The sequence below is a fragment of the Burkholderia sp. SR8 genome, from assembly GCF_052851275.1.
Genome location: NZ_JAULUC010000008.1, coordinates 153829 through 167152, shown reverse-complemented (window position 1 = coordinate 167152; position 13324 = coordinate 153829). Strand labels below are relative to the sequence as shown.

Annotated in this window: 10 protein-coding genes and 1 tRNA gene; 5 read left to right on the top strand and 6 right to left on the bottom strand. The window is 67.7% G+C overall.

The annotated features are described in order from the left end of the window. Window positions 1–9: 9 nt before the first annotated feature. Window positions 10–897, top strand: a complete 888-nt coding sequence (locus tag Q3A80_RS12965) for a LysR family transcriptional regulator (protein WP_446329384.1) — start codon at window positions 10–12, stop codon at window positions 895–897. Window positions 898–964: 67 nt separating this feature from the next. Here the strand turns inward: Q3A80_RS12965 and Q3A80_RS12960 are convergent, their stop codons facing one another. The 5 genes from Q3A80_RS12960 to Q3A80_RS12940 form a co-directional block, all read right to left on the bottom strand. After that, window positions 965–1423, bottom strand: a complete 459-nt coding sequence (locus Q3A80_RS12960) for a CopD family protein (protein WP_322024523.1) — start codon at window positions 1421–1423, stop codon at window positions 965–967. A gap of 255 nt (window positions 1424–1678) precedes the next feature. Continuing rightward, the gene (gene parC, locus Q3A80_RS12955) at window positions 1679–4000 is read right to left on the bottom strand and encodes a DNA topoisomerase IV subunit A (protein ID WP_446329383.1); all 2322 of its coding nucleotides are present in this window, start codon (window positions 3998–4000) and stop codon (window positions 1679–1681) included. A gap of 69 nt (window positions 4001–4069) precedes the next feature. Further along, entirely contained in the window at window positions 4070–6052 is a 1983-nt protein-coding gene (gene parE / locus Q3A80_RS12950; RefSeq protein ID WP_446329382.1) for a DNA topoisomerase IV subunit B, read from the bottom strand. A 304-nt stretch (window positions 6053–6356) separates the two neighbouring features. Further along, window positions 6357–8306 (bottom strand): ATP-binding cassette domain-containing protein, encoded by a 1950-nt coding sequence (locus tag Q3A80_RS12945; RefSeq protein WP_446329381.1) that lies wholly within the window; start codon window positions 8304–8306, stop codon window positions 6357–6359. A gap of 252 nt (window positions 8307–8558) precedes the next feature. Next, on the bottom strand, window positions 8559–8963 hold the full coding sequence (locus tag Q3A80_RS12940) for a DUF4399 domain-containing protein (protein ID WP_446329380.1): 405 nt from the start codon (window positions 8961–8963) through the stop codon (window positions 8559–8561). Between the two features lie 198 nt (window positions 8964–9161). On the opposite strand from Q3A80_RS12940, the gene Q3A80_RS12935 reads away from it, so the two are divergent. From Q3A80_RS12935 to Q3A80_RS12925, 3 genes are all read left to right on the top strand, one after another. Continuing rightward, a complete protein-coding gene (locus Q3A80_RS12935) occupies window positions 9162–9344 on the top strand; it encodes a rubredoxin (RefSeq protein WP_006478164.1) in 183 nt (60 codons plus the stop codon). A 169-nt stretch (window positions 9345–9513) separates the two neighbouring features. Further along, window positions 9514–9588 (top strand) — tRNA-Arg (locus Q3A80_RS12930). A 300-nt stretch (window positions 9589–9888) separates the two neighbouring features. After that, entirely contained in the window at window positions 9889–10128 is a 240-nt protein-coding gene (locus tag Q3A80_RS12925) for a hypothetical protein (protein ID WP_446329379.1), read from the top strand. A gap of 31 nt (window positions 10129–10159) precedes the next feature. Here Q3A80_RS12925 and Q3A80_RS12920 read toward each other — a convergent pair whose 3' ends face one another. Next, entirely contained in the window at window positions 10160–10930 is a 771-nt protein-coding gene (locus Q3A80_RS12920) for an SDR family NAD(P)-dependent oxidoreductase (protein ID WP_446329378.1), read from the bottom strand. 144 nt (window positions 10931–11074) lie between these two features. Here Q3A80_RS12920 and Q3A80_RS12915 point away from each other — a divergent pair, with 144 nt between their 5' ends. After that, window positions 11075–13078: a protein-L-isoaspartate(D-aspartate) O-methyltransferase gene (locus Q3A80_RS12915; protein ID WP_446329377.1), complete on the top strand. Its 2004-nt coding sequence runs from the start codon at window positions 11075–11077 to the stop codon at window positions 13076–13078. Window positions 13079–13324: the final 246 nt, after the last annotated feature.

The window sequence follows — 13324 nt, the reverse complement described above, 5'->3', positions numbered from 1 at the left end:
GTCCGCTGCATGCGCCATGCCCCCGAAGCGCTGCTCGCCTTCGCCGAAGCCGCGCTGCTCGGCTCGTTCACGGCCGCCGCGCGCAAGCTCGGCAAGCGCCAGTCGACGGTGTCCGAGGCGATCGCGAATCTCGAGATCGATCTCGGCGTGCAGTTGTTCGACCGCTCGACGCGCGCGCCGACGCTCACCGATGCCGGGCGCGCGCTGCTGCCGCAGGTGCAGCGCGCGCTGGAGGCCGGCGCCGCGATCGATCGCATTGCCGCGCGGCTCGCACGGGGCGAGGAAGCGCGCCTCACGCTCGTCGTGTCCGATACGTATCAGTCGAAGCGTTACGAGGAAACGTTGATGGCGCTGGAGCAGCGCTTTCCGGCGCTCGAACTCGAATGCCAGATCGCCGAGCACGAGGACGTGCTCGACCTGATCCAGCAGGGTCGCGCGCAGCTCGGGCTGATGGCCGCGCGCGCGGCCTACCCGCCCGATATCGGCGCGGCGACGGTCGCGGAGGAATCGGAGATCGGCCTGTTCGTCGGGCGCACGCACGCGCTGGCGGAATACGGCGACGCCGAAGTTCCGCATGCGGCGCTGCGCGACGCGCGCGAGTTGCGGCTGAACACGTACGTAAAACCGGAAGCTCGCGGCGCCGACGACCGCAGGATCGTCGTCGGTACGCAGCGCTGGCTCGCGCCGAGCTATCTGATGCTGCTGGAAATGGCGGTGCTGGGGTTCGGCTGGGCCGAGCTGCCGCGCTGGATGGTCGAGCACTTCGCGCGCGACCGCCTGTGCGAGCTGCGCTCGCGCGGCTGGCCGCGGCGCGTGCGCGTCGATGCGGTGTGGTCGCGCAACCGGCCACTCGGTCCGGCCGGCGCGTGGCTGCTCGACGCGATGCTGGCCGCATAGCGGCGCGCGCGGCACCGGATCGGCGTCGGGCGCCGAACGGCGCCGCGCCGTCAAAGAGAAACGGCGATCAGAAGCCGCGCGACAGCACGGCCGCACCGATCGTCACGACGCCTAGCACGAGATTGACGACGACCAGCAGCCGCACCGTGTTCACCGCGCGCGCGCCGTCCGGCCAGTTCTGCGCCTGCACCGCGCGGCGAATGCGCGGGAACAGCGCGAAGCGGATGTGGCCGAAGATCAGCATCATCACGACGCCAAGCCCCGCCATCGCATGCAGCGACCACGTTGCGTGCGCGCCGCCGAATGCGGTCAGCAGGAACCCGCCGGACAGCAGGATCACGATCACGGACCCCGACACCCAGTTGAAGAAGCGGCCGAACACGCCCTCGATCAGCGGCAGCCGAAGCTGCGGCGTCAGGTCCGACAGCGCCGGACGCAGACAGAAGTTCGCGAAGACCATCCCGCCCACCCACACGGCGACGGCCAGCAGATGAAGAAACAGCGCGACGGCAACAGCGTGGGACATGGCGGCAATCCTGTTATGGGTTGAATGCAACGATCAGCCGCGTCATGCGCGGTCTCAAGCGACGTTCGACCGGCCCGCCGCCGCTCGGTTCAGGCGCCCGGCGGCATTTCACAATATTTTGCAAGTTCCGCACGACCGCACCACCCTCGCTTACGCGAATACGCCGCGCAAAAAGACGAAGGCCGCACGCCCGCCGAAGCGGAGGTGCGGCCTTCGATGCCGGCCGACGCGGCGAAGCGGCGGCCGGATGCGGCGTCAGCCGAGCAGCGGACGCAGCTCGTTGACGGCCTTCAGCTTCGTGTCCGGCGCGCGGCCCTTGCGTGCACGCTTGCCGATGTGCGGCGCGAGCCCCGCGTACGACAGCGTTTCGTCCTGCACCTTGCCGCCGCGACCCGTGCCGATCAGCACGAGGCCGGCCGGGTCGATCGCGAGCGCCTGCACGAGCGTTTCCTTGTCGTCGAGCGCCATCAGGATCACGCCGCGGCCGCCGCCGGACAGCGTCTTCATCTCGTCCATCCCGAACACCAGCAGACGGCCGCCGCTCGACAGACACGCAACCTGCGTCGCGTTCGGCAGCACCGGCATCGGTGCGAGCGGCACCGCGCCCGCATCGATCGTCATGAACGACTTGCCGGCCTTCACGCGGCTCACCATGTCGCCGACCTTCGCGAGGAAGCCGAAACCGTTGCTCGACGCGAGCAGCAGTTGCTGATCGGCCGGCGCCGCGTAGTAATGCATCAGGTGCGAGCCCGATTCGAGCTCGATCAGCGACGTGACCGGCACGCCGTCGCCGCGGCCGCCCGGCAGCACCGACACGTCGACCGAATACACGCGCCCGCTGCTGCCCCACGCGATCAGGCGATCGGGCGTGCGGCACTGGAACGCCGCGTACAGATGGTCGCCGGCCTTGAACGTGAAGCCGGCCGGGTCGAGCCCGTGGCCCTTCAGCGCACGCACCCAGCCCTTCTGCGACACGACGACCGTGACCGGCTCGTCGACGACCTTCGCCTCGAACGTCGCGCGCTTTTCCTGCTGGATCAGCGTGCGGCGATCGTCGCCGTACTGCTTCGCGTCGGCTTCGATCTCCTTGATCATCAGCCGCTTCATCGCGCTTTCGTTCGCGAGCAGTTCCTCGAGCTTCGCCTTCTCGTCGCGCAGCGCCTCCAGTTCCTTCTCGATCTTGATCTTCTCGAGCCGCGCGAGCTGGCGCAGGCGGATTTCGAGGATGTCTTCGGCCTGGCGGTCGGTGAGGCCGAATGCGCTCATCAGCGCGGCCTTCGGCTCGTCCGACTCGCGGATGATGCGGATCACCTCGTCGATGTTCAGGAAGACGATCATCCGCCCTTCGAGGATGTGGATGCGGTCGTCGACCTTCGCGAGACGATGGCGGCAGCGGCGCGTCATCGTCAGCTGGCGGTACTTCACCCATTCGTCGAGGATCGTCAGCAGGCCCTTCTGGCCCGGCCGGCCGTCGGCGCCGATCATCACGAGGTTCAGCGTCGCGTTCGATTCGAGGCTCGTGTACGCGAGCAGCGTGTTCACGAATTCCGTCTGGTCGATCGTGCGCGACTTCGGCTCGAACACGAGGCGCACCGCCGCTTCCTTGCCCGACTCGTCGCGCACCGCGTCGAGCAGGTCGAGCATCGCCTTCTTCGTGTTCAGCTGTTCGGGCGTCAGCGTCTTCTTGCCGAGCTTGAGCTTCGGGTTGGTCAGCTCCTCGATTTCCTCGAGCACCTTCTGGCCCGACGTGTTCGGCGGCAGCTCGGTGACGACGAGCTGCCACTGGCCGCGCGCGAGATCCTCGATCTTCCAGCGCGCGCGCACCTTCAGGCTGCCGCGGCCGCTTTCGTAGGCCGCCGCGATTTCCGTATCGCTCGAGATGATCTGGCCGCCGCCCGGGAAGTCCGGGCCCGGGATCAGGTTCATCAGCTCCGCGTGCGACAGCTTCGGATTGCGGATCAACGCGACCGCCGCCGCCGCGACTTCGCGCAGGTTGTGCGACGGGATTTCGGTGGCGAGGCCGACCGCAATGCCCGATGCGCCGTTCAGCAGCACGAACGGCATGCGGCTCGGCAGCGTCTTCGGTTCTTCGAACGAGCCGTCGTAGTTCGGCATGAAGTCGACCGTGCCCTGGTCGATCTCGTCGAGCAGCAGCTTCGAGATCGGTGTGAGCCGCGCTTCGGTGTACCGCATCGCCGCCGCGCCGTCGCCGTCGCGCGAGCCGAAGTTGCCCTGCCCGTCGATCAGCGGGTAGCGCAGCGAGAAGTCCTGCGCGAGACGCACGAGCGCGTCGTACGCCGACTGGTCGCCGTGCGGGTGGTATTTACCGAGCACGTCGCCGACCACGCGCGCCGACTTCACCGGCTTCGCGTCGGGGCCGAGGCCCATTTCGTTCATCGCGAACAGGATCCGGCGCTGCACCGGCTTCTGGCCGTCGCAGACGTCGGGCAGCGCGCGGCTCTTCACGACGCTGACCGCGTAGCTGAGGTACGCCTGTTCCGCGTAGTTGCCGAGCGTCAGCGCTTCGGCGTCCGGTGCGTCGGACCCGGCGAAGAGATCGGAAGTATTGTCGTCCATCTGTATTCCGTATTCGTAGGTGACATGAGGCCGGGCCGGGCGCGATGCCCGGCCGCGCGGATTCCCCGCTTAGATATCCGCTTCGACGTCGTTGCCCTTTTCTTCGAGCCAGCCGCGCCGCGCGGCTGCCTCGCCCTTGCCCATCAGCATCGTCATCCGCGCGACCGTCGCCTCGTAGTCGAGCTCGCCGAGCTTGACCGGCATCAGGCGGCGCGTGTCGGGGTTCATCGTCGTGTCCCACAACTGCTCCGCGCTCATTTCGCCGAGGCCCTTGAAGCGGCTGATGCTCCACTGCGTTTCGCGCACGCCGTCCTTGCGCAGCTTGTCGAGCGTCGCCTCGAGTTCGCCTTCGTCGAGTGCATAGAGCTTCTGCGCGGGCTTCTTGCCGCGCGCCGGCGCGTCGACGCGGAACAGCGGCGGGCGCGCGACGTACACGTGGCCGCGCTCGATCAGCTGCGGGAAATGCTTGAAGAACAGCGTCAGCAGCAGTACCTGGATGTGCGAGCCGTCGACGTCCGCGTCCGACAGGATGCAGATCTTGCCGTAGCGCAGGTTCGACAGGTCGACGGTGTCGTCGGGGCTGTGCGGATCGACGCCGATCGCGACCGAGATGTCGTGCACCTCGTTGTTCGCGAACAGACGATCGCGCTCGGTTTCCCACGTGTTCAGCACCTTGCCGCGCAGCGGCAGGATCGCCTGATATTCCTTGTCGCGGCCCATCTTCGCGGAGCCGCCCGCCGAGTCGCCCTCGACCAGGAACAGTTCGTTGCGCGCGATATCCTCGGTCTCGCAGTCGGTCAGCTTGCCGGGCAGCACCGCGACGCCCGAGCTCTTGCGCTTCTCGACCTTCTGGCCCGCGCGCGTGCGCGCCTGCGCCTGCTTGATCACCAGCTCGGCAAGCTTCTTGCCGTGCTCGACGTGCTGGTTCAGCCACAGTTCGAGCGCCGGACGCGAGAACGACGACACCAGCTTCACCGCGTCGCGGCTGTTCAGGCGTTCCTTGATCTGCCCCTGGAACTGCGGATCGAGCACCTTCGCGGACAGCACGAACGACACGCGCGCGAACACGTCTTCCGCGAGCAGCTTCACGCCCTTCGGCTGCAGGTTGTGCAGTTCGACGAAGCTCTTCACCGCCTGGTAGAGGCCGTCGCGCAGGCCCGATTCGTGCGTGCCGCCGGCCGGCGTCGGGATCAGGTTCACGTACGACTCGCGCACGAGCGAGCCTTCCTCGCTCCATGCGACGACCCACGACGCGCCCTCGCCTTCGGCGAAGGTCTCGTCGGTCGAACGCGCATCGGCGAAGCGCTCGCCTTCGAACAGCGGGATCAGCAGTTCGCTGCCGTTCATCTCGTCGAGCAGATAGCCGCGCAGGCCGTCGTCGTATTTCCACGTCTGGCGCTCGCCCGTCTTCTCGTTGACGAGCACCACCTCGACGCCGGGCAGCAGCACGGCCTTCGAGCGCAGCAGGCGCTGCAGTTCGCCGAGCGGCAGGTTCGGCGAATCGAAGTACTTCGGGTTCGGCCACACCTGCACGCGCGTGCCGGACTTCTTGTCGCCGCGGGCCGCGGATTGCGTGGCGAGCGGCTTCACGACGTCGCCGTCGGCGAAGCCCAGCTCGGCGATCTTGCCGTCGCGCCAGACCGTCACGTCCAGACGCGTCGCCAGTGCGTTCGTCACCGACACGCCGACGCCGTGCAGGCCGCCCGAGAACGTGTATGCGCCGCCGGCCGCCTTGTCGAACTTGCCGCCCGCGTGCAGGCGCGTGAACACGATCTCGACGACCGGCACGCCTTCCTCCGGGTGCATCCCGAACGGAATGCCGCGGCCGTCGTCCTCGACCGATACCGACTGGTCGGCATGCAGCGTGACCGTGATCTGCTTGCCGTAGCCGCCGAGCGCCTCGTCCGACGCGTTGTCGATGACTTCCTGAATGATGTGCAGCGGGTTTTCCGTACGGGTGTACATGCCGGGCCGCTGCTTGACCGGCTCGAGACCCTTGAGCACCTTGATCGATGCTTCGCTATAGGCCGCGCTGGGCTTCTTCGTTGACATAGGCGCTGAAGTTCGTCATTCATCGGGACGTTTTCCACATCTCGTGTGGATAACGTCGTGGACAAAACGTTGAGTTCCGTAAAAAAGCGAATCGAAACAACGGTGTGCTTGGACTGCTCCGAAAGCGGGCGCGCGGCGTGTGCAGCGCGGCCCGGGACGCGCGGTATTTTACTGGTTCCGCGTGGCGCGCCATCGCAAGATCGCCGAATCGATCAATCGTCGAGATTGTCGAGATCGCCGAACCGTGCCACGCGCCGGGCGGGCGGCCGCGCGGCGCGCCGGCGTGCCCGCCCGGCGCCGTGCGTCAGACCGGCTTGCGCTTCGCCTCGAGCGTCTCCCACCGCTCGAGTGCGGCGAGCAGTTCGTCGTCGATCGCCGCGAACCGCTCGGTCAGGCGCGTGCCTTCCTGCGGATCCTTCGCGAAGATCGAGCCGTCCTCGAGTTGCGCGTTGATCGTCTTCTGTTCTTCCTCGAGCGCGGCGATCTTCTCCGGCAGCGCATCGAGTTCGCGCTGCTCGTTGAACGACAGCTTCACCGTGCGCTGCGCATTGCGGCCGGCCGCGCTCTTCGCCGCGTCTTCCTTCACCGGCGCCGCTTCCTTCACCGCGCGCTTCGCCGCTTCCTGCTGCGCGAGCTGCTGCGAACGCTCGCTCTGGATCTGCCAGTCGGTGAAGCCGCCGACGTATTCGCGCCACTTGCCGTCGCCCTCGGCCGCGATCACCGACGTGACGACGTTGTCGAGGAATGCGCGGTCGTGGCTGACGAGCAGCACCGTGCCGTCGTAGTCGGCCAGCAGCTCTTCCAGCAGTTCGAGCGTCGGGATGTCAAGGTCGTTGGTCGGTTCGTCGAGCACCAGCACGTTGGCCGGACGCGCGAACAGGCGCGCGAGCAGCAGCCGGTTGCGCTCGCCGCCCGACAGCGACTTCACCGGCGAGCGCGCGCGTTCCGGCGCGAACAGGAAGTCGCCGAGATAGCTCATCACGTGCTTGCGCACGCCGCCGATTTCGACCCATTCGCTGCCGGGGCTGATCGTGTCGGCCAGGCTCTTTTCCTGGTCGAGCTGCGCGCGCATCTGGTCGAAATACGCGACCTGCAGGTTCGTGCCCGTGCGCACCGTGCCCGCGTCGGGCTTCAGCTCGCCGAGGATCAGCTTGAGCAGCGTGGTCTTGCCGGCGCCATTCGGACCGACGAAACCGATCTTGTCGCCGCGCATGACCGTCGTCGAGAACGTATCGACGACCGTGCGATCGCCGTAGCGCTTCGTCACGTCCGTCAGCTCCGCGACGATCTTGCCCGACTTCTCGCCCTGCGCGACGTCGAGCTTCACGTTGCCTTGCGAGTTGCGGCGCTCCGCGCGCTCGTTGCGCATCTGCACGAGCCGCGCGATGCGGCCGACGCTGCGCGTGCGGCGCGCCTCGACGCCCTTGCGGATCCACACTTCTTCCTGCGCGAGCAGCTTGTCGAACTTCTCGTTTTCCACGCGCTCGATTTCGAGCTGCTGCGCCTTGCGCGTCTGGTACGCGGAGAAATTGCCCGGATACGACAGCAGCCGGCCGCGATCGAGCTCGACGATGCGCGTCGCGACGCGGTCGAGGAACGCCCGATCGTGGGTGATGAACAGCAGGCCCGCGCGCTGCGCGACGAGCAGTTCTTCCAGCCAGCGGATGCCGTCGAAGTCGAGGTGGTTGGTCGGCTCGTCGAGCAGCAGCACGTCGGGCTGCAGCACCAGCGCGCGCGCCAGCGCGACGCGCTTCTGCATCCCGCCCGACAGCGCGTCGACCTGCGCGTCGCCGTCCGTCAGGCCGATCTGCGCGAGCGTCATCGACACGCGCGTGCGCCAGTTCCACGCGTCGTGCGCGTCGAGCGTGGACTGCAGCGCGTTCATCCGCGCGAGCAGCGCGTCGTGCTCGGCGCCTTCCGGCGTTTCCGCGAGGCGGTGCGCGATCGAATCGTATTCTTCGAGCACGTCGCGCGTGTGCGCGAGCCCCGATGCCACCGCGTCGAACACCGTCGCGCCGGGTTCGAACTCGGGCTCCTGCGGCACGTAGACGGTCACGAGCTCCTGCTGGCGCGTGATCAGCCCGTCATCCGGCTTCGCGAGCCCGGCGACGATCTTCAGCAGCGACGACTTGCCCGCACCGTTGCGGCCGATCAGACCGACGCGCTCGCCGGCCTCCAGCGAGAAGTCCGCGTGATCGAGCAACGCGACGTGACCGAACGCGAGTTGCGCGCCGGTAATGGAATAAAGCGACATGGGGAGACGGCGAAGAGAGAAATCGGAAGCGCCCATTGTACCGGTGGCGGACGCCTGCGCCGGGATGGCCGGATGGCCTAGGCCGGTGCGCGGTTCTTTTTTGTGCCTTTTGTGCGGGCTTCGTGCCCGGCGATGTGGCGGCACGCATGCTGCGGTGGTGGCGCCGGCGCGATCCGCGCCTGTGTCGCGCAGCGCCGGCGGCGGGCGCCCGGCCGCTGCTTCCGGTCGGGCGCCCGCAACGGGGAACGGTGCTTACTTCACGTTGACCGTGATCGTCGAGCTCAGCTCGGGACCGTACGAGCGGTGTGCGCCGTCGCCGAGCTGCAGCGTCAGCGTGTGCTGCCCGGGCGGCAGCTTCACGTCGGTTTCGGTCTGGCCCTTGCCGAAGTGCAGCGAGTGTTCGGTTGCGGGGATCACGTCGCCCTTCGGCACCGGCTTGCCGTCGATCAGCAGGTGATGGTGGCCGGTGTCCGGCGTCATGTCGCCGGCCGGCTTCAGCGCCATCCCTTCGAGGCCGAACTTCACGTGCACCGGGCTCGAGACCGTCGCGCCGTCCTGCGGCTCGACGAAGAACACGCGCGCCTCGGCGCGCGCGAGCGTCGACACGGCCAGCGCCGCGACACAAACCGCACCCGCGATCCACTTCTTGTTGAGCATCGTTTTTCTCCTTCAGATTGAAAGGCTCACGAAGCATACACCGCATGCGTGGCCCGCGCGATGACGGCCGTTGTTCGCGATGCGTACGTTTAAAACGACGTTGCGGAGGCGTTCGGCGAAATTCCGGTACCATTGCGCCTTTCGTCCGCCGGCCAGGCCGCGGACGGCATCGCCGACTTTCATTATCCCGAGCGTCACATGAGCGAAGTAACCGAATACCAGAGCTGGGTCTGCCTGATTTGCGGGTGGGTCTACAACGAAGCGGAAGGCCTGCCCGACGAAGGCATCCCTGCCGGCACCCGTTTCGCCGACATCCCCGCCGACTGGCGCTGCCCGCTGTGCGACGTGGGCAAGGAAGATTTCGTCGTCGTCGATTTCTGATTTTGTATTGCTGATCTCTTGTTTCTGAAGACGGCTGCGCGCCGGGCCGGCCAGGCATCGGCGCGCATTCCGTCCGCCGATGCGCCGCGCGTTTGCTATACTCTGCGCGCTGTCCACATCGCCGTCCCGTTCGCGTCTTCTTTCTGCACGCGGAATCGCGGACATGGCTCTCCCCGTAGTTCAATGGATAGAACAAGCGCCTCCTAAGCGCTAGATACAGGTTCGATTCCTGTCGGGGGGACCAGCCGAGCGTCTCAACACCCCTCTTCCGCTTCACCCGTCCCGAGAATTTCATCCGCCGCGACACCGCTAGGGTGCCGCCCAGGCCGCCCCGCGTTTTGATCGAACGCTCCGCGCATCGCACCACATAGCGGCAAAGAACGAGCACTGGCGCGATGACACCCCCACCCAATCCGTCAGGGCACGCCCGATGCTCCCACCATCTCGAGGCCGATCACAAGCACCCCGCCCGTGCCGCGATCGTCCCATCCGGCCAGCGGCCACCACCGCCGTCCCCGCCTCAACATCCCGACGGAGGAAACCCATGACACGCCCCACCCCGGCCGACCAAGCCGACCCGGCCAACAAAAAGCCGCAAGAACCCAGCGACGAAGTGAGCATCGACCGCAAGGGCAACGTCCGGCAGAAAGGACACGGCAGCATGGACGACACGATGATCCCGCAGAAGCCCGAGCCCGACAAAGTCCCGTACGAACCGCCGCCCGGCCATCTCGACAACCCGAAGGACGTCGAGCCGCGCAGCGGCGGCGACCTCCCCGCCTGATCAAACGCACACGCGCCGCGTCAGCACCCACTCACGCGCCGCCCCACTGCATCGTCAGCCCGCCGTCAATCGTCCACGTCTGTCCAGTCACGTAATCACCGTCGTCCGACGCCAGAAACAACGCGACGCGCGCGATTTCCTCCGGCTGCCCGGGCCGATGCCACGGAATCACCGACATCGACTTGTCCCGCGCCTGCGGATCGTTGAGCCGGTCGCGCGTCATCGGCGTATCGATGAGCCCCGGCGCGATGTTGTTGACGTTGATCTTGTCTTCGGCGACTTCGCGCGACAGGCTGCGCGTCAGCGAGCCAAGACCGGCCTTCGCCATCCCGTACGGCGCGCTTTCCGGCGTCGGCAGATGTTGCGCGACCGACGAGATATTGACGATGCGCCCGCCACCGCCGGCTCCGCGACGCTGCCGCACGAACGCGCGGCAACAATAGAGCGGCCCGAGCAGGTCGGTCCGCAGCACGGTGTCGATCTGCGCGTCCTCGAGATCGGCGACTGCCGCACCGGGCGCACCGACACCCGCATCGTTCACCAGCACTTCAAGACCGCCGAGTGCGCTCGTCGCCTCGCGGAAAAATGCGGCAACCGATTGAGGATCGGATACGTCGCCCTGGATCGCGCATGCGCGCCGGCCGAGCGCCTCGATACGCCGCACGGTTTCCTGCGCGCCGTCGTGGTCCGTGTGATAGACGATCGCGACGTCCGCGCCTTCCTGCGCGAACAGCGTCGCGATCGCCTGACCGATTCCGGAGTCCGCGCCCGTCACGAGCGCGCGAATGCCTTGCAGTTTCATGGATCTGTCCCTCCGCGTGAGCCGTTCACCATGACGGCGCGCGGCCGCGCGCCGACGTCTTGAAGCGACGCGGCGCATTCCCCGTTCCCTGCCGCGGCACGCACGATGCTGCGTCGGCGAAAACACGCACACAGGTAATCGACCATGGACCCATTCGAAGACGCACGGCAGCAGATGGTGGAGCGGCAGATCGCATCGCGCGGCGTGCGCGATGCGCGCGTGCTCGATGCAATGCGCACGGTGCCGCGCCACCTGTTCGTGCCGGCGGATCTCGCGGAATTCGCGTACAGCGACACGCCGCTGCCGCTCGCGGACGGACAGTCGATCTCGCAGCCGATCATCGTCGCGCAGATGCTGGACGCGGCGCGGCTGTCGCCGAACGATCGCGTGCTGGACGTCGGCACCGGCTCCGGCTACGCGGCGGCCGTCGCGGCACGCCTCGCCGCGCATGTCGACAGCATCGAGCGCCGCGCGTCGCTCGCGACCACCGCGCGGCGCACGCTCGCGGAAAACGGCTACCGCAACGTGGACGTGCACCACGCGGACGGCACGCTCGGCTGGCCGGCCCATGCGCCGTTCGACGCAATCATCGCGGCGGCGGGCGGCCCTGCTGTTCCGCCCGCGTGGCGCGAGCAGCTGGCGATCGGCGGGCGCATCGTGATGCCGATCGGCGCGCAGCGCGACCGGCAGCGCCTGGTGCGGATCACGCGCACCGGGCCGGCGCAGTTCGAACAGGAAGATCTCGGCGGCGTCCGCTTCGTCCCGCTGATCGGCGACGCGGGATGGTCCGCGCCGGATGACGACACCGCAATCCCGGTACCCGCTCCCGCGTCCGCCGCGACATCCGCGACGCCGCTCGAAGCGCTGATCACGCGCAGCGTGCAACCGTTACCCGACCCCGACGATCCGGACTTCGCGAACGCATTCGATCACCTCGGCGCCAAACGCATCGTGCTGCTCGGCGAATGCAGCCACGGCACGTCCGAGTTCTACCGGGCGCGCGCCGCGATCACGAAACGGCTGATCGAGCGGCACGGCTTCAACATCGTCGCAGTCGAGGCGGACTGGCCCGATGCGGCGATCGTGCACCGCTACGCAACGATCGCGCCGGATGACCGGCGCGATTCGGCGAGACCGTTCCAGCGTTTCCCGACGTGGATGTGGCGCAACGAGGAGTTCGCAACGTTCGTGCAGTGGCTGCGCGCGCACAACGGCAGCGTGCCGGAAGCCGCGCGCTGCGGATTCCACGGGCTCGACATGTATAGCCTGTCCGCGTCGGTCGATGCGGTGCTCGACTATCTCGACCGCACGGATCCCGACGCCGCGCGCGTCGCGCGCGAGCGCTACGGCTGCCTCACGCCGTGGCAGAAGGATCCGCTGGTCTACGGCCGCGCGGCGATGTCGGCAGGCTTCGCGGACTGCGAGGATGCCGTCATCGCACAGCTGCAGGACCTGCTGCGCGAGCGAATCGCGCGCGCGGACGGCGACGACCTGCTGTTCGACGCGACGCAGAATGCGCGCCTCGTCGCGTCGGCCGAGCGCTATTACCGGACGATGTACCGAAGCGCGGCGCACAGCTGGAACCTGCGCGATACGCATATGTTCGAGACGCTGGAAAACCTGCTCGCGGCAAAGGGCGGCAACAGCCGCGCGGTGGTATGGGCGCACAACTCGCATATCGGCAATGCGGCTGCGACGGAGATGGGCAGCGTCGGCGGCGAACTGAACGTCGGTCAGCTTTGCCGCGAACGCTTCGGCCACGACGCCGCGCTGATCGGTTTCGGCACGCACGAAGGGACAGTCGCGGCGGCGACGGACTGGGGCGGTCCGCTCGAAATCATGCGCGTGCGGCCGTCGCGCGACGACAGCTACGAACGCGCGTTTCACCGCGCCGGCCAGCGCCGCTGCTTCGCGGACCTGGCGGCCGACCGCAACCGTGCCCTCGCCGAGCGGCTGCGCGAGCCGCAACTGGAACGCTTCATCGGCGTGATCTACCGCCCCGACACGGAACGTCACAGCCACTATGCGGAAGCAACGCTGCCCGAACAGTTCGACGGCTATGTGTGGTTCGACGAAACGCACGCGATCACTCCGCTGTCGACCGTCGCGACCGAGCGACAGGTGGAACTGTATCCGTTCGGCTTGTGACGGCAGATTGGAAAACGGCATTGTAGAAAGGCATCGCTGCGGGTGCGGCTGCGGGCCGAGGCCGTGTCGCGTCCGGCGCTCCGGCGCTCCGCGGCTACATCGACCTCGCCGTGATCTGCCGCATCGGACGATGCATTCGTGCCGGCATCGCGTCGAAAGCGCGAGCCTTGTTCATCCCATGAGCCTGGACTCTGCTTCGAACACGCGCGACCCCAAGATCGCGCGCGCGCGCGGTGCCCCGACTAC